A 17,713-nucleotide genomic window follows, 5' to 3' on the forward strand; every position below is an offset into this window, starting at 1 on the left:
CCCATCACAGCGGAAATCCCACTCGGGGGGGAGGAGAGAACTAATGAGTGCTGCGCGCAATCTCGCGGTGATTCTGCTACTGATAACCGCGGGGGCTTCGATGGCGGGAACGATACACCCCGCGCTACAAGCCGAACTCGATAATTTGACACAAGATCAGTATTTCAGTGTCATTGTACATATGTCGGAGCAGGCTCCTATTGCTTCGATCAATGAAGATCTCAAGGTCCGCAAGGCTTCACGCAAAGCACGCCACGAAGAGGTTATCACGGCGCTGCAATCCGTGACCGATTCGCAGCGCTCCCTTAGAGACAGGCTCGATGCGGACATCATGAACGGAAGCGTTCTCGGCTACACGGGCTACTGGATTTCCAATCTCCTGGTCGTCCACGCGACGAAGGCTGAGATTGAACAAATCGCATCACGGCCGGATGTCGCTTTTGTGGAAGCGAACTTTACGGCGGAATTGATCGAGCCGGTCGGCGTGCGGATTCCAAGCGACAATGGCGAGATCCGTGAATCCGGTGAACGGGGTATCGGCGTCACACCCGGTCTGCGGGCCATCCGCGCCCCCGAGGTCTGGTACCAACTCGGTTACAACGGCACCGGCGTCCTCATTGGCGGGCTCGACACCGGCGTCGATGGAAACCATCCGGCATTGAACACGCGCTGGCGGGGCTATAACGGCCAGGAACCTTGGCAGGAATGCTGGCTGGATGTTTTGGGCTCCAGCACACAATTCCCATCCGACGGCAACGATCATGGCACGCACACGATGGGGACCATGACCGGCCTCGGTGCAGCCACCGATGATACAATCGGTGTCGCGTGGGGCGCTAAGTGGATTTCCTGCAACGCCATCAATCAGGGTGTCGGCAGCGCTTTTGATAATGACATTCTTACCGCATTCCAATGGTTCGCCGATCCCGACGGTAATGCCGGAACCGAAGACGACGTCCCAGATGTTGTACAAAATTCCTGGGGCGTCTATGAAGGCCTCGGCTATTCCGACTGCTTCGATATGTGGTGGAATGTCATAGACAATTGCGAAGCCGCCGGCGTCTGCGTGACCTGGTCGGCCGGCAACGAGGGAAGCGGCGCGTCTACATTGCGCTCGCCCCCCGATCGCGCCACTACGATTTACAACTCATTCTCGGTCGGCGCCGTCAATGCCACAAACTACAGCTGGCCCTATCCGATCGCCACTTGGTCGAGCCGCGGCCCGTCGACATGCCCGGGTATCCCATCTGAAGCGGTGATCAAGCCCGAGGTCGTGGCTCCCGGTGTCACTGTTTACTCTTCGGTTCCAGGCGGCGGCTATGAACAAACCAATTGGAGCGGAACCTCGATGGCCGGCCCCCACGTCGCCGGCGTCGTCGCTCTGATGCGGGAAGCCAACCCTGATATCGATGTCGACACGATTAAACAAATTATCATGGATACCGCCCGCGACGAAGGAACCACCGGTGAAGACAACACCTTCGGCTGGGGATTTATCGACGCCTACGCTGCGGTTATCGCCGCCACAACAGGCTTCGGGGAAATTCAGGGCCATGTCCGCAACGCGAGTTGGGGAGCGGTGCCGATTGCCGATGCCGAGGTTGAGCTGCTTGATACCGGTCATACCTTTACGACCGATCTCAGTGGTTACTATCATGGAACGGCTCCGGCCGGAACCCAGCAGGCGCGGGCCAGCGCCGTTGGTTTCGCGCCGCAAACGGCTGATGTTGAACTCGTTGCCAATGAAATGACCACACAGGACTTCTTCATCACCGATATCGCCGGTCCGACCCTGTCCAATCTGACACCCGGCGGCATAACAACCGACACATCCGGCCCCTACGTCTTCACCGTTAAAGCGATCGATTTCAGCACAGTGGCTGAAGTGCGGCTCTATTATCGCGCCAACAACGGCGCGTGGGAAAGTGTCGCGATGAACCTGGTGGTCGACACATATTCCGTCAGCCTTCCGGGCCGGCCCGCCGGCACAAAAATCGATTACTATGCTTGGGCGGAGGACGGTCCCGGCCTGACCAGCGTCTATCCGGTCAACGCACCCCTGGAATACCATTCCCTCTATGTCGCGGAAGAGTATTACAGCTACAATGCCGAAGATCCGGATGATCCGGGCTGGATTATCGGGGCTCCCGGCGATGCCGCATCTTCAGGTATTTGGGAGCGGGTTGATCCGATCGGTACGAATTACAACGGCACCGATGTTCAACCGGAAGACGATCACACGCCGTCGCCCGGCGTGAAATGTTTCGTTACGGAAAATGGCTCGGTCGGCGGAGCCGTCGGAGAAGCAGATGTCGACGACGGTTGCACAACCCTCTTCAGCCCCACCTTCGACCTCAGCGGCGCCGAGAAAGGCTTCGTCACCTACTGGCGCTGGTACGGAGAAACCGGGAACTCCACCGATGACGAGTTCGCCGTCGACGTCTCGAGCAACGGCGGAACCGATTGGGTCGAGTTGGAGCGGGTCCCTAACGCCGCCAACAGCTGGAACTATGTTTTCGTCGATCTGTCCACCAAGATCACACTCACCGACCAGGTTGTTTTCCGCTTTGTCGCGTGCGACCTCAACACCGGTGGTTTGGTTGAAGCCGGTATCGATGACTTCTCCATCGTGAAGTTCACACCCTTTATTTCCGGCACGCCGGAGATAGATGTGAGCGCACCGGTAGCGAAGCTGTCGCAGAACCAGCCGAATCCGTTCCATCCGTCAACATCGATCGCGACAACGATCAGCTTCCGCCTGAGCAATCCGGCCCACGCGCGGTTGGATATTTATGACGCCGGCGGACGACTGGTTCGCACCCTGGTGGATCGCATGCTCCAATCCGGAACCCATAATATTCCCTGGAACGGAGAAGATGATCTGGGGAACAGCGTCGGCTCCGGTGTATACTTCTATCGTCTGGATGCGGGCGCCTTCGTACAGAGTCGTCGGCTGACGCTTCTGAAGTAACGTTTCCACTCTGGATCCGGCGGGCATCGAAACGCTGCGTGCCTGCCGGTTCCACTCGCAAAAAACCACCCCCCCGTTAACGCGGGGGGGTTGGTTTTTTGGATCTCTTGCCTCTCCCTTCGTTGTGATCCCCATCAAGCCGGAGTAGACTTCCCTCATCGCCCATCTCACCTGCAATGCGAAAAGGGAGAAAAGAATGGATCAAAAGAAGCTTCGAAAACCATTCCAGGACGAAGACCGAAAGCTGTTCAAATCACCGCGCTATGGAGAGGCCGATTTCCGCCGCAGCGATACATGGAGGGTTCTGCGGATCCTCGGCGAGTTTGTAGAAGGATTCGACACACTCGCGCCCCTCGGGCCGACGATCTCTATCTTTGGTTCGGCGCGATTGGAGCGGGAGACGGAACTCTATCGTCAGGTTGAAGAGATGGCCGCCGGCCTTGCACGCGCGGGTTTTGCCGTCATCTCAGGCGGCGGGCCCGGCGTCATGGAAGCGGCGAACAAGGGGTGTCACGAGGCGGGCGGGCGATCGGTCGGATGCAATATTGAGCTGCCGTTCGAGCAGGACGCCAACGAATATCAGGATATTTCTCTCAAATTCCGCTACTTCTTCGTTCGAAAACTGATGTTTGTAAAATATTCAATGGGATTTATCATTTGCCCCGGCGGCATGGGGACGCTTGACGAATTGATGAATGCCGTTACCCTGGCCCAAACAGGCAAGATTGAACAATTTCCCATCGTTCTCTTCGGCCGGGATCACTGGGCCGGCCTTATCGCCTGGCTTCGAGACAGCGTCTTGCAGACGGGATTCATCTCACCGGTCGACATGGATTTGTTTCAAATGGCGGATGATCCGGAAGAAGCCGTCTCAATGATTGTTGATGCCTGCCGCCGATTTGGATATCTTCCCAATGATGAGAAGAAGTGACTCTTTGGACCCGGAGGGATTATGACTCGCTTAGAAAAATTTTCGCGCCGTTCCACCCGTACTTTTCATTTTGCCGTTATACTCTTGCTCATCCCGGCCTTATCGATCTGCGCGGCAGCCACCCGCGCCGCCGCCGAGGATGCGCTGATCGACGGCCTTGATCCCCTCACATCGTCGACGCTCCACCAGGCGCTCAACTACTTGGACATCCGCCCCTCCGAGCTCGGTTTCGATAAACTTTACGCGGAAGACGATACCTTCCGACTCGGGATTGTCGAGAATATCTTAAACAATCCCTTGAAGCTCCCTGCATGGCAGAAACAGACGGTTAATGATTTTCAAGAGATATTCTCGAACCCCGTTGAATTGATCGGACGTCTTGGAGAGATCTGTGATGCGCCCGACACCGCGCCGTTTGACTCTGGGCATTGGCCCGGCACCGGTGAAGCGTGGTCCGGCGTTGATATGGTTCCACTTCTGACCCGGTTTGTTCAACAGGTTCAAAACGCCGAACTGGCGTTGAACACCTCTTTCGCACACTTCACAAGCGCCGAGAAGGATCTGCTGCTCATGTCGGCCCCGGTTTTCTGGGGTGACTGGGATGAGCCGGCCGAGAAGCTCCGGAAGGGGAAGTTGCATTTTGAAATCGGCGCGGCTGTTGATACAACGAGTGAGCTCCGCGAGGACCCTATCCTTGATCTGGCCGTGAAAATGAACCGGCCCGCCGTTACTCATGCGGCCCGCGTTTTTATATCGGCGCTGGCGGCGCTAACGGAGGGCGTCGCCGGGCTGCCTCCAACAGAGGCCACCGTGGAGCTCGAAGGCGTGGCGGGCCTCCTCACCGCCGTACATGAAACCCCCTGGGGACTGCTCGTTATCGGCGGTCCGTCATCGAATCACTATTCCGCCGCGGCGCTCCAGAAAATCGCCTTTATCATTGAACCGGGCGGGGATGACACCTATCGCGGCCGCGCCGCCTCGGCGGTCGGAGAACTCCACCGCGCTTTCAGCGCCGTTGTCGATTTTAAGGGCGACGATCTCTATGAGGCGCGTGATTACGATTTTGCCCTGGGCGGCGCTGTGCTTGGTGTGGCGGCGCTGATTGACCTCGCCGGTGATGATATTTATCGGGGCGCTGACGGCTCGCTGGGCGCCGGATTTTTTGGCGCCGGATTTCTCTATGACGGGGCCGGCGCCGATCACTTTGACGGGCGTAACTTCTGCCAGGGTTCCGGTGCGTTCGGTCTCGGGGCCCTCATCTCGGATTGTACAACGCCGTCCCCCCCGGGACCCGAGCCGGAAGAGGATCGCGCCTTCACGGCAGGAATGCGCAAGGTGCCCGGAACCGGCGCGACACCGATCCGCTTCGACGACAACGACTCCTATGTTTGCGCCCGCCAATCACAAGGGTTCGCCTCGACATTCGGCGCGGGGCTGCTCTATGACCAAAAAGGAAGCGACACCTATCGTGCGGGCGGACGGTATCTCCACCGGCCCCTTCTGCCGCATGATTTTCAATCCCTCTCACAAGGCTACTCGATCGGATTCCGCCCCCGCGCCGCAGGCGGTGTCGGCATCCTCATCGATCAAGAGGGGAACGACTTTTACAATGGCGAGGTCTACTGCCAAGGCGTCGGCTACTGGTACTCGCTCGGTTTCCTTTATGACGGGGCGGGAAACGACATCTATCATGCGACACAATATGCCCAGGGAGCCGGTGTTCACCTCGCCATCGGTTCTCTTTGGGATGTCGGCGGCGACGACCATTATATCTCGAAAAATGGCGTCACCCAGGGAACGGCGCACGATCTCTCCGCCGGCATGTTGCTGGATCAAGGCGGCAATGACTATTATACCGTGAGCGGCGGCCAGGCGATGAGTATCACAAATTCCACGGCCATCTTTATCGACGAAGAAGGGGATGACTTCTACGCGACCTTTGAAGAGAGCCAAGGAAGCTCCCGTTGGGCGCGTGGTTTCTGCGGCACGGGGATCTTTCTTGATCTCGAGGGAAGCGACGTTTATCCCCGCAACGCCCTCGGTGAGAACGGCGCGGTCTGGGAGCAGCAAACCTACGGTCTCGGTATCGATCTGGACCGCAATCTTGAACTTCCCGGCGAAGTGGTTCCCGAAATCGTCCTCACGGCCGAGGACTCCCTCCGCGATGTGGCGGAGCTCTTCGAGACGGCGTCGATTTGGGAGGTCGGGAATGCGCGCGAGAAAGTCCGCCGCGCCCGGAAGGCTCTCATCGCAAAAGGGATGCCGGCCGTTGACTATGCAACTAAAGAGAAGCTGGGATCGCGCGACGGATTGGAGTTTCGGGCGATCAGTGAGCTGGCCGAGGCTTATCCCGACGAGTTCACAGCGCGGATCCTTCCGCGGCTCAATGATGAGAACGAGCAAGTCCAGCGAAACGTGATCGGCTTATTGGGAGACCTTCATCGAACCGACGCCCGCGCGCCGCTCGAGGAAATGCTCGCCGACAGGAAACAGAACAAGCATTGGACCCGTATTATCTATGCCCTGGGCAGCATCGGTGATTCACACGCTGCGCCCCGTTTACGGCCCTTTCTGACGGATGCAAATGAGCGGCGGCGGATCACCACGACGGTGGCCCTAGCGGCGTTAAAGGATTCAACAGCCGTCGCCGCTTTAACAAATCTTCTTTCTGATCCGCTATTCACCGTACGCTCCGCGGCCTCATCCGCCCTCCGTGGATTCGGCGTCGTAGCGCTTGATCCGCTGGCGGCAAGTCTCGCCCGAGGGGCGACACAGCGCGCGCTCCGCCTCAGGACGCTTGGGGATATTACCGCCGCTCTTCGCGACAGCACCGACGAAAAGTCGCTTCTCGCCAGATCCAAAGGACGCGATATATTAATGTCAGAGCTGAAGCGCCCAAAGAATGAGACAAATCCGATGTCCCGCGTGGCGGCGGTTGAGAGCCTCCTGGCCCTCGGTGATGAAGACACGGCTGGGTTTGTGCGACTCCGGATGCAGGATGAGTTCGACCCGCTGGTTCTGAGAATGTATCAAAAGGCGTCGGAGCGGATGGACTAGGCGGCCGCCACCCACGGGAAATCGAAGCGGAAATCCCCGCACCCGGCTTTATCCGGCCGGGTGCGGATAGAATAAGAAAACTATAGCGGCCTCACCGGAATACAAATGTTCACGATACATTTGCCTTCCGGATGAGTCTTGGGATCGTTGAGGTACTGCTCATAACAAAGGCGGTCATCGGGCTGATAGCCGCTCTCCGGAAGCCATCCGCCCATTACCGCATTCCACGCCGCCGCGTACTCGTTTGAGCTGAGCTCGAAGCGCGCGACGGCGAACTGGCCGCCGGGGATATCCATCTCACCGATTTCACCGTCGACCGGAGTTCCCTTTGGAACAGTGATACAAGCGCTCGTTCTCAGCTTGTCTTCCTCGGTGATCTTGGGATCGTCATGGTAGACACAGATCACCTGGGTTCCTGGGAACCGCAGCAACCCCCTGGGCCCCGCCCACGACATGAGCTTGTTAAAGAGACCCTCAAAGAGTTTGGCGTCGCCCGCATAGGGTCCGACATGGCGGACGTAAGCCACATGCAGCTCCGGCATTTCCTTAACTTCAACCTGGGCATCGGTCATGTTGTTCATTTCCATCCTCCATTTTTGGGTTAATCGATCCGACTCAATATGAAGGATGGATCCGTGATCGTCTTTCCGGATCTTGCCAATCGCTTCCCGCCCCTTGCTTTTCGTTTTGCGAATCTTGCTCGCCGGATCGGCGTTGCGCCACTCGCTGGCGCTCATGTTGAATTTTTCTTTGAAAACCCGGGCGAAAGCCGCGGACCCTGAAAATCCGCAGTCGAGGGCGATTTCCGTGATCGTCTTTTGAGGATTCGCATCAAGCATCATCGCCGCCCGTTCCACACGAATCCTTTGTATAAACTGATTCAGTGTCTCGCTCATCATCGCGCTGAAGATTCGATGAAAATGAAACCGGGAAAAGCAGGCGACACCGGCGAGCGTCTCGAGGGAGAGATCGCCGCTCAGGTTCCGTTCGATATAATCAATGACCCGATTGATCCGCGAAACATACTCGCCGCGCAAGCGCTTGCGCTCCCGGTCGGTCTGATGATCCGCGCCATCGAGGTGGTTGACGGCGTTGGTGTCCCCGTTCTTCGAGTCGCCGCCGTTGTCTAATCCGCCCACTAGTATTTCTTCCGCATATCCTCGAGCGTCTTCCGTGGCACCTTATCCGCCCAGCCGGCTTGCCCGAAAGCGATCATCCGCGCTTTCACCACTTCCTTCATTGCATTGCGGGCGGGGTTCATATAGTCGCGAGGGTCAAAGGCCTCCGGTTTCTCCATAAAAACCTTGCGGATCGCGCCGGTGATCGCCAGCCGGTTGTCGGTATCCACATTGACCTTGCGAACACCGTGCTGGATGCCGCGTTGAATCTCCTCAACAGGAACACCGTAGGTTTCCGGCATCTTCCCGCCGTATTTATTGATAATCTCGATCAGCTCCATCGGAACGGAACTGCTGCCATGCATCACCATGTGGCACTCGGGAAGGCGCTTGTGTATCTCGGCGATAATCTCCATCCGCAGGACATCGCCGGTCGGACGCTTGCTGAATTTATAAGCCCCATGGCTTGTTCCGATCGCCACGGCGAGGGCGTCGCAATTGGTGGCCGCCACAAACTCCTCCGCCTGGGCGGGATCCGTCAGGTGCGACATCGCTTCGGCCCCGCTCAATCCGGCGCCGTGGCCGTCTTCAACACCGCCGAGGGTCCCCAGCTCCGCTTCTACGGTTACGCCCTTCGCGTGCGCTGCGCCCACCACTTTTTTTGTAACTTCTACATTATACTCATAAGTTGAGGGCGTCTTGCCGTCAGCCATCAATGATCCATCCATCATAACCGACGTGAATCCCATTTCAATCGCGCTCAGGCATGTTTCCGGGCTGTTGCCGTGATCCTGATGCATGACGACCGGGATTTTAGGGTTCAGCTCAACGGCCGCCAGCATGAGATGCCGCAGGTAATTGTCATTGCTGTAGGCGCGGGCTCCGCGGCTGGCCTGTACAATCACGGGAGAGTTCGTCTCGTTGGCCGCGGCCATGATGGCCTGAATCTGCTCCATATTGTTAACGTTAAAGGCTCCGACGCCGTATCCGTTTTCGGCGGCGTGATCCAACAAAACACGCATGGGAACGAGGGGCATGACTACCTCCTATGGCTTGCGATTGTAACTGCTTCGAGCCGCCTCCGGATCAACCGATTCATCAAACCAGAGATCCCGCGGCATGTCCAGCCGGCCTTGGTTCTCCCGCCGCGGCGGGACGGGAACAGCGCCGCCAGGATCAAGGCCGGCTGTCTTCACGCCATAACCCCTTCCAACACTGCGCGTTGGCGCATCTTCAACGGTAGCAAAGCGCCCCCCCCGCGGGGCCGAGAAGCATCGGATGACGGATAGCGCCCCGCGGACGCTCGAAAGATGACAACCGCGGTTGGCCTGCGCCAGGGGCGAGGGGCGGTCTGTGGCCCCCGCTGCTCTGGATTTGGCGTCTTAGCCCTCTTGTCTGCCGGGGCATGTTCCCTTATGCTTCTTGTACATGAATCGTGATGTTTCTGTTGTGAACGGGAAAAGAGGAGGCGGCCATGCGAGATCATCTCGCCGGTATTCTGCTTTTTATAACTTTTGCCGTTTTATCGGGCGGTTGCGGTGACGATGACTGCGCGACAGCGCCGCACCCCGGGCAGGAGAAAATCGCCGGGCAGGTTCTCGGCGGGAACGGTCCGGTAATTAATGCATGGGTTCGAATTGTCAGCATGGATGCCCAGACAAATGGTTACCACCTGGAAACTTCCATTCAAACCGATAGCGAGGGCCGCTTCGATCTCGCGGTTCCTCCAGGTAATTATGGCGTTTCGATTTTGGGGATTAGTTCGGTGAGTACATTTTGGTATTCCGCCTCTGGGCCCCAGCTGAAAAGGGCTAACGCCGATACCATTCGCATTGTTGATGAGGGTGATTCCGCCGTTGTAAATTTTGTCTTTGGCGGATTCGAACTCCACTCATCTCTTGCGTCCGGTTTTGCTGGAAATAAAGTAAACATTAGTGTTACGGATTCTTCCTTCACCCAATCTTACGCCCGCCGGAGTGTCGGTTTTCTCGACAATGCGTTCTATGCTCAATTTCCTGTGCTTCCTCCCGGGAAGTGCCAGCTGCAACTTGAGATCGCCAGCCGTGATTACTCGTGGCAATCTTCTTTCTGGCTTCCGCCAACATTAGACCGCCGCTTGGCGGAACCCTTCGAAATCCTTCCTTCTGAAATGACCTCCTGGGAAAACCCCCTCCCGGAACCGTGTACTCTTCAGGGGATTCTTTCGGGGCCATGGGCGGATTCTGATTTCAGCCGGCCCTATGTGGATGTCATCGGCCCCGATTCCATCTGGGTGGGCCGGTCGTCTGTCAACGAACGGGGCGAATACGAAATCCCTCTTTTCGCCTCGGGGTGGGCTCGTATAAAAGTATCCGTGGGCGAAACGGATTATTGGATCGGTCAAGAGGATTACCCTGGTGGCTATGAATTTGAAATTGTTCCGGGTACAACGATATTCTTGGACCCCCTCTGGGTTGGTGGATTTGCCTGCAATCTTAACGCAGACCCGGCCTGGGAAAACCTAAGTGCCGCCATAGAAGTCTATGATCAAAATGGCGCTCATATCACAACGGTCAATCTCGCGAAGGACAATATAATAGGGATACCTCTTTTCTCGGCCGGCACATATAAATTCAATGTCGTTTGGAGCAAGTATAGTTACCATTCTTGCCCATGGAGACCGCAATGGTTCGATCGCGCCACATCCTTTGAAGAAGCCACGCCGATCGTCTTGTCTGCGGGAATCGAGCTCGAGGAAGTGGATATTTTTTTAGAGCGAGGCGGGTCCATCAGCGGACATGTCTATACGCCGGGCGGCAATCCGGTCAACGGAAGATACCTCGTTGCCAAATCTCCTGACGGGGAATGGGCCTGGTCCCATAGATGGAGATCAACGGAGAGCGGCGTCTATCGTATTGAGGGCTTGCCCGATGGTGAATTCATTATCGGCGCTCAGCACAGCAACGCTGGGGATAATCAGGGTGTCACTTGGTATCCCGGCACGAATGACGATGCTCATGCAAGCCCCATTACAATTGTCGATGCACAGGAGGTCTCGGGAATCGACATTTGGCTGATACCCTAAATGCTCTTGGGAGGTTTTGTGCGGTATCCATTTCTGGTTTCTGTTTTGATCGTCTTGATTTTTTCAATCCTTGGTGGCTGCGGCGACGACGACTGCCCGACGAATTCACTGCCTGGCCAGGAAAAAATTGTCGGGACCGTTATGACGACCTCCGGCCCGGTTGCGCAGGCACATATCCATGCCGCGCTTGCACAGGCGGGCGCCCCCGGCGATTATATCTCGGCTTCGGCCGGAACAGATGAAATGGGGCATTACAGCCTCCCCGTTCCACCAGGCAGCTACAAATTGTCTGTGTCATATGATGGGAGCCATAGATTTTGGTATTCAGATACCGGCCCCAAAGTCAGTTCCGATTTTGCTGATACAATTAAAATCGCAGCGGGCTCTTATTCCACAACGGCCGATTTCATTTTTGGCGCCATCAAATATACCCTCCAATTCCCTCAGGAATTGGAGGGAGAAAGCCTAAGATTCTATGCTGAAAGTGCACAAGAGGGTCTTTTATTGGTTAATCAATATTCGGCTCCTCAACTCGGCGAACGTGTTATTACATTCGATTTCGTACCCCCCGGCCGTTACATCATAAGGGTCTATGTGGGGGATTGTGGATCCGCTTGCCGGAATTTGTTTTGGCTTCCTGCTACAATCGACCGCGCAATGGCTGATGAGATTCAAGTCGATCCGCTTGAACTGTCATCAAGAGAGGGGGTCATCCCTCCCGCGTGTCATCTCAAGGGAGCGGTTGACCCTCGGTGGTCGGAATTGCTTGAGGGCCAATCCAGATTTCAACTCAAGGCTTACGGCCCTGACTCGGCTCTAATCGCACAACAATATGTTGATAACGACAGCCGATTTGACATTCCAATCTTTGCCGAGGGACGCGTTCGGCTGAAAACAATCCTGCTGGATTACCCTCACTGGGTTGGTGGAGACAATTTCTTCGAGGCCGATGAATACATTCTCATTTCAGGAGCGTCGGTTCCGGTGGACTCCATAACCATTGGCGGCATCCTCTTCCATGTTGTGGAAAATGAAACTCTTTGTATTAACACGTTTAAGTATGTCCTGGTCGACCATGCCGGAAACTCTATTGTTTCGGGGGGAAATTATCAGCACACCCCCACACTGCTTCAATCCCTGGCGCCCGGCGACTATAGACTCTTCATCTATTGGTCATTCCCCTCCCTCTGGCGAGCCCAGTGGTATGATCAAGCAAACTCTGGGGAAGAGGCGACTTCCATCGTCCTGGATTCAGAGGGCGATATTGAAAACATCAACGTCACCCTGGAAAAGGGGGGCGCCGTCAGCGGTCGAATCTTGGACTCTTCTGGAATGCCGGCTGACGGTTCAAGCATGATTGTTCGCGTGTTGGATACCGGCTGGGTGTTCCGCTATTACTGGGAAACGGCTGATGATGGATCTTATCACCTCGAGGGGTTGCCGGATGGCAGATTAATTATAGGTATTGAACATCGCCCGCCCGAGTATGCGCGGATCACCTGGTACCCTGGAACCGATGATGAGAATGCTGCTGAATTCATAACCCTTAACCATGCGGAGGAGATCACGGGGATAGACTTTCAACGCCTGCCGCCGGAGGTGCCTATGTCGCCGGTGCGCGCCACGGGAGGGGATTGATCAGTTGTCAAGCTACGCCAAAAATCTCTGCCGCTGGAGCTACTCATTGGGGAGTTTTGTGCGGCATATTTTTCCGCTTGCGGTTCTTCTTATACTGTTAGGCATCGTCCAAACGGGATGTGATGACGATTGCCCAGCGGCCCCGATACCAAGCCAAGAAAGAATCACCGGCCGCGTCATAAATACCCACGGACCCGTTCCCGGCGTCGTCGTCGAAGCCTCCTCGGCTACCGGCCAACCATATGGCGACTCCTTTCTTTCTCGTAAAATTACAGATAGTAATGGGCGGTTCGACATTCCCGTACCCATCGGCGGCTATTTTTTGCGGATGAAAGATCCGATAGAAGGCAACTTCATCTGGTATACATCGTCGGGTTTGACTCTGGGGCACCAAATCGCGGACACATTGAAAGTTTTATCAGGGTGTGATTCCATCCGGGCGGATTTCATTCTTGGGAGCGTGGAAATTCAACTTCAGCGGCCGCCGGAGCTATCGGGAGAAGAATTTCGATGTCGTTTAGAATCGGCCGTGGATCGGAGTGTCGCATTTGATATAGACTCCGGGGTCAATTCTGAGAATGGAGTTCTAGAGACAGACTTTCTCCCGCCGGGTCAATATTTCATCAAGGTCATCTACTACCATTCAAACCAGCAGCATTCTTGTTTTTGGCTCCCCTCAACACTCGACCCAGCCGCGGCCGATGCCATTACAATTTACCCGCAGGAAAGAACAACGTGGACGGAGAACCTCTTCTCGCCCTGTTACCTTCAGGGGCAAATCGATACTCGCTGGGTGGAATTTGAACATTATGGCAGAGAAATCTCCTTTTTCGGGCCGGATTCAACCGCCCTTGCGTCTCATCCCATCGATGATCAATGGCAATTCAGTATTCCATTCCTCGCAGAGGGACATGTCCGGCTCAAGATGAATATTTCGAGGTTCGAAAATTGGGTCGGTGGCGATAGCTATGTTGATGCGCGTGAATATGCCCTCCATCCCGGGACCACCGTAACTACAGATTCCATCCCTATTGGTGGAATTATTTGTCATCTATCTGGAAATCTTGACCTGGAATGGTATAGCGGAGAGATTTCCGTGTATACCCTGGAAGAGAAAATTATTTCTTCCAGTGACGGTGCCAATCTTATAGCAATCCCTTTTCTTGCTGCCGGTGAATACAAACTTCGTGTGCAATGGCGAAACGCAACTCCTTGGAGACCGCAATGGTATCATCTTGCCACGCATTTTGATGATGCAACTCCCATTGTTTTGGAAAAAGAGGGAAGCATGAAGAATATAGATATCACTCTGGAAAGGGGGGGTAGAATAGCGGGCACGGTACTGACCTCTTCTGGAGGAGCGGCCAACAGGATGAGTCTCCGAGTAAAATCCAACAGTGGAGATTGGTCTTGGACTTATGGCTTGTACACATTCTACGATGGCACCTATCTCATCGAGGGCTTGCCAGACGGCGAATTCATCATCGGGGTTCGGCACGCCTCACCGGAGTATGACCGTATCACTTGGTATCCCGGCGTTGCCGAAGAAGATTCGGCCCAGGGCATTACAATCATTGATGCGAGTGATGTCGTGGGAATCGATTTTCAGATGCTGGCGCCGCTGGATCCGAGCTCCCCATAAAAATTTCCTGAATCTGAAGGACGATCCCTATCCGCAACCTTGAACCCCTCCACATCCGGCCTTAGACTCTTGGCAACGCAGGAGGTGAATCATGCGCTACTGTCGCTTTTTCCCCATATTGATTTCCGCGCTGTTGCTGTTGCTGGCCGCATGCGGCGACGATGACTGCTCGACGAAGCCATCATGCCCGGGCCAAGAAAAGATCTTCGGCACAGTGACCGGCGGCCTAGGGCCGATCGCTGGTGCGAGGCTTCGAATACTTACACTCAAAGAAATGGTCCCGGGGCAACAGATTCAAATTATTGCCACAACAGATTCCGCCGGGCGATTCAATGTCGCCGTGCCCCCGGGATACTATGGTGTTGAGTTGACAGCGCCGGGCCTCTACCAGCCCCTTTGGTATTCCGAAAATGGACTCAGTGCCGGCATCTCGGAGGCGGACACTCTCTCCATTACTTCAGCCGGTGACTCGATTCGAGTCGATTTTATCTTAGGGGGATTGGAAATCCATCTTCAAACCCCCACGGTGCTCGACGGCATGGCGCTGATCTGCGGCCTTGAAGAGGCGCTGTCGGCCCATCCCCAAAATCAGGCCCGCTCCGATCCGCAATCGGGGGAGAGAACTTTTACATTCGAAGTCGTTCCATCGGGGGACTATTTCGTAAAAATCACGGTCTTTAATCCCGAGAAGGGCAACGGATCTTCCTTCTGGCTTCCTTCGGCGCTGGATCGCCCGACGGCCGAATCATTCCATGTTGACCCCATGAATTTAACATCCGCCACCCGCGAGATTCCGGAGCCTGCCGCTCTACAGGGAGCCATCGGCGGCCGCTGGGCGGAATTGGAAGCCGGCCGGCCGAACATCAGATTTTATAACGCCCAGGAAACTGTCATCGGCTCACACTCTGTCGATGAATCAGGGGTGTACAATATACCGATCTTTGCCGCGGGCAGCCTTCGTCTCAGGGTGTCGATGGGTTATTCAGACCAGTGGATCGGCGGCGAGGATTATTCTTCCGCACACGCCTTTGACATTGTCCCAGGAAATGATTTCCCGGTCGACGACATCTCCATTGGCGGTCTTCAGTGCCTGCTGGTTGGAGACCCGGAGTGGGAACCCTACAACGCGACCATTGAAATCTTTAATCAAGAGGGCACCCGCGTGACGATGGCGCGGCCCGATCAAGATAATACTTTACCGATTCCCCTGTTCTCAGCCGACATCTTCAAACTCAGAATGAAGTGGAACGGCGCGTCGTCGTGGCGGCCGCAGTGGTTCGATCGCGCCACTTCCATCGACGAGGCCACCGCCCTATATCTGCCCGCCGAGGGAGAAATTGTTTCCGTTTTAATCACCCTGGAAGAGGGCGGAACGATCGCCGGAGGAATCATCAAAGCCGATGGAGAACCGGCTTCGGAATTCCCGCTTGCCGTCATCGCGGTTGACCCGGAGTGGAGCTGGTCAAACTACTGGAGAACATCATCCGACGGCGCCTATCTCATTGAGGGGCTGCCCGACGGGGAATTCATTGTCGGCGTTCGTCACTCGTGCCCGGAATGCAATGTCGTCACTTGGTATCCCGGCACCACCGAGCAGGATTCGGCTCAGACGATCACAATTCTCGATGCACAGGATGTCACGGGAATTGATTTCCAGCTTCAGTCAACACTGTCACAACTCACGCCATAAGAAGGAGGCGTTATGCCCTGGCCGACACTCAACCATATGAAACGGCGCCTGAATCGGCGCCCGATGCCGCGCGTTGAACCGCGGCGGAGCCCCCACCGATCAATGGCCGCCCTGTTGGTGCTTGGGGTGCCGCTGCTGATCCTTTTGGCGGCGCTTGCACCGGCCACCGTGATCGCAGGCGCACAGCCGGTCATCAGCGACGACACCGAAGCCTGTCTCGATTGCCACTCGATGACGACATCCGGAATTTATTGGGATTGGAAACACAGCCGGCACGCGCAGTCCTCCCTATCCGCCGCATTGACCTATCCGGAGCTCAGCCGGCGCGTATCGATCAAGGCCGCTCCGGCGGGAATGGATAGCATCGCCATCGGCTGTGCGGAGTGCCACACCCTTAACGCCAATGAGCACGGCGACACATTTGAACATAACGGCTACAACATACATGTTGTTGTGACTCCCCGCGATTGTTCAACATGCCACCCCGAAGAAGTGGTGCAGTATGCCGGCAATATAATGTCCAACGCCCACAGCAACCTTGTGGACAATTCCCTGTATCAGATGCTCCAATCCTCCATCAACGGTGTTCAACATTTTATCGGGGATACGATCACAACCGATCCGCAGGATGAGTTGACCGACGCTGAATCCTGTCTCTATTGCCATGGAACCGTTGTCAGCGCCGTTGAAATGGAGGAAAGAGACACCGCCTTTGGAGAAATGTCCTTCCCTGTTCTTCAGGGATGGCCCAATCAGGGCGTCGGGCGCGTCAACCCAGACGGAAGCCTCGGCGCCTGCACCGCGTGTCATACAAGACACCAGTTCTCGATCGAGATGGCCCGGAAACCGGCGACCTGCGCCGAGTGTCACAAGGGCCCCGATGTTCCGGCGTCAAAAGTCTATGAGGTGAGCAAGCATGGGAATCTCTACTACTCCATGCAGGATAAATGGTCCTTTGATTCCGTTCCGTGGATTCCGGGAAGGGATTTTATCGCGCCAACCTGCGCCACTTGTCATGTCTCCTTGCTCGCAACGGAAGATGGTGATGTTGTGGCCGAGAGAACCCATCGGATGAATGACCGCCTGGCCTGGCGCCTGTTGGGCGTTCCCTACGCCCACCCGCATCCGATTTCCGCCAACACTTCAATTATACAAAACAAAGCGGGTTTACCGCTGCCGACCGAGCTGACCGGCGAGCCGGTGGATGCTTTTCTCATCAGGGCGGAGGACATGCGGGAGAGAGCGGCCCGGATGAAGGGAATTTGTGCCCCCTGCCACGCGGCCGGCTGGACAGATTCGCATTTCGCGCGCCTTGATAAGGCGATTGAGACAACAAACGCCATGACGCTGTCCGCGACTGAAATCCTTCTTGCCGCCTGGAGCGGCGGTTATGCCAAGGGGCCGGCGCAAAGCGGCAATCCCTTTGATGAAGCGATCGAAAAGATGTGGACCGAGCAATGGCTCTTCTATGCCAACTCCATCCGCTTTGCCTCCGCCATGGGAGGGGCCGATTACGGCACTTTTGCCAACGGCCGCTGGGCGCTCTCCAAGAACCTGCGGGAGATGCATGACTGGCTGATGTTGAGAAGCGGGGAGTGACGA

The 17,713-nt window shown here is 56.1% G+C and carries 11 protein-coding genes; 8 read left to right on the forward strand and 3 right to left on the reverse strand.

Annotated features, from left to right (window positions below):
* Positions 1-43: 43 nt before the first annotated feature.
* The 3 genes from KJ970_20320 to KJ970_20330 all read left to right on the forward strand — a co-directional run bounded on the left by KJ970_20320 (position 44) and on the right by KJ970_20330 (position 6,959).
* Positions 44-2,971, forward strand: coding sequence for a S8 family serine peptidase (locus KJ970_20320; protein MBU2693270.1), 2,928 nt, complete (start codon positions 44-46; stop codon positions 2,969-2,971).
* A 196-nt stretch (positions 2,972-3,167) separates the two neighbouring features.
* Positions 3,168-3,902: a TIGR00730 family Rossman fold protein gene (locus KJ970_20325; protein MBU2693271.1), complete on the forward strand. Its 735-nt coding sequence runs from the start codon at positions 3,168-3,170 to the stop codon at positions 3,900-3,902.
* A gap of 21 nt (positions 3,903-3,923) precedes the next feature.
* Entirely contained in the window at positions 3,924-6,959 is a 3,036-nt protein-coding gene (locus KJ970_20330; protein MBU2693272.1) for a HEAT repeat domain-containing protein, read from the forward strand.
* 80 nt (positions 6,960-7,039) lie between these two features.
* Here KJ970_20330 and KJ970_20335 read toward each other — a convergent pair whose 3' ends face one another.
* Genes KJ970_20335 through KJ970_20345 form a run of 3 tightly spaced genes read right to left on the reverse strand, consistent with a single transcriptional unit; the run spans position 7,040 to position 9,273 of the window.
* Positions 7,040-8,098 (reverse strand): AraC family transcriptional regulator, encoded by a 1,059-nt coding sequence (locus KJ970_20335; protein ID MBU2693273.1) that lies wholly within the window; start codon positions 8,096-8,098, stop codon positions 7,040-7,042.
* On the reverse strand, positions 8,098-9,114 hold the full coding sequence (gene fba, locus KJ970_20340; GenBank protein MBU2693274.1) for a fructose-bisphosphate aldolase class II: 1,017 nt from the start codon (positions 9,112-9,114) through the stop codon (positions 8,098-8,100). Before fba ends, KJ970_20335 begins: the two co-directional genes overlap by 1 nt.
* Before the next feature lie 9 nt (positions 9,115-9,123).
* On the reverse strand, positions 9,124-9,273 hold the full coding sequence (locus KJ970_20345; protein MBU2693275.1) for a hypothetical protein: 150 nt from the start codon (positions 9,271-9,273) through the stop codon (positions 9,124-9,126).
* 278 nt (positions 9,274-9,551) lie between these two features.
* Between KJ970_20345 and KJ970_20350 the strand changes: the two genes are divergently transcribed.
* The 5 genes from KJ970_20350 to KJ970_20370 all read left to right on the forward strand — a co-directional run bounded on the left by KJ970_20350 (position 9,552) and on the right by KJ970_20370 (position 17,710).
* Entirely contained in the window at positions 9,552-11,141 is a 1,590-nt protein-coding gene (locus tag KJ970_20350) for a hypothetical protein (protein MBU2693276.1), read from the forward strand.
* 18 nt (positions 11,142-11,159) lie between these two features.
* Complete coding sequence (locus KJ970_20355) at positions 11,160-12,779, forward strand: carboxypeptidase-like regulatory domain-containing protein (protein ID MBU2693277.1); 1,620 nt, start codon at positions 11,160-11,162, stop codon at positions 12,777-12,779.
* A gap of 4 nt (positions 12,780-12,783) precedes the next feature.
* Entirely contained in the window at positions 12,784-14,421 is a 1,638-nt protein-coding gene (locus tag KJ970_20360) for a carboxypeptidase-like regulatory domain-containing protein (protein MBU2693278.1), read from the forward strand.
* Positions 14,422-14,512: 91 nt separating this feature from the next.
* Positions 14,513-16,111 carry a carboxypeptidase-like regulatory domain-containing protein gene (locus KJ970_20365; protein MBU2693279.1) on the forward strand — a complete coding sequence of 533 codons (1,599 nt, stop codon included), beginning with the start codon at positions 14,513-14,515 and terminating at the stop codon, positions 16,109-16,111.
* Positions 16,112-16,213: 102 nt separating this feature from the next.
* Positions 16,214-17,710 carry a hydroxylamine oxidase gene (locus KJ970_20370; GenBank protein ID MBU2693280.1) on the forward strand — a complete coding sequence of 499 codons (1,497 nt, stop codon included), beginning with the start codon at positions 16,214-16,216 and terminating at the stop codon, positions 17,708-17,710.
* Positions 17,711-17,713 lie beyond the last annotated feature (3 nt).

The organism is Candidatus Eisenbacteria bacterium (assembly GCA_018831195.1).
GTDB lineage: Bacteria > Eisenbacteria > RBG-16-71-46 > CAIMUX01 > JAHJDP01 > JAHJDP01.

Excerpts from the sequence above, each read along its gene's own strand:
- KJ970_20365 (MBU2693279.1), top strand. The coding sequence starts at position 14,513 with ATGCGCTACTGTCGCTTTTTCCCCATATTGATTTCCGCGCTGTTGCTG.
- KJ970_20330 (MBU2693272.1), top strand. The coding sequence starts at position 3,924 with ATGACTCGCTTAGAAAAATTTTCGCGCCGTTCCACCCGTACTTTTCAT.
- KJ970_20350 (MBU2693276.1), top strand. The coding sequence starts at position 9,552 with ATGCGAGATCATCTCGCCGGTATTCTGCTTTTTATAACTTTTGCCGTT.
- fba (MBU2693274.1), bottom strand. The coding sequence starts at position 9,114 with ATGCCCCTCGTTCCCATGCGTGTTTTGTTGGATCACGCCGCCGAAAAC.
- KJ970_20320 (MBU2693270.1), top strand. The coding sequence starts at position 44 with ATGAGTGCTGCGCGCAATCTCGCGGTGATTCTGCTACTGATAACCGCG.
- KJ970_20370 (MBU2693280.1), top strand. The coding sequence starts at position 16,214 with ATGGCCGCCCTGTTGGTGCTTGGGGTGCCGCTGCTGATCCTTTTGGCG.
- KJ970_20325 (MBU2693271.1), top strand. The coding sequence starts at position 3,168 with ATGGATCAAAAGAAGCTTCGAAAACCATTCCAGGACGAAGACCGAAAG.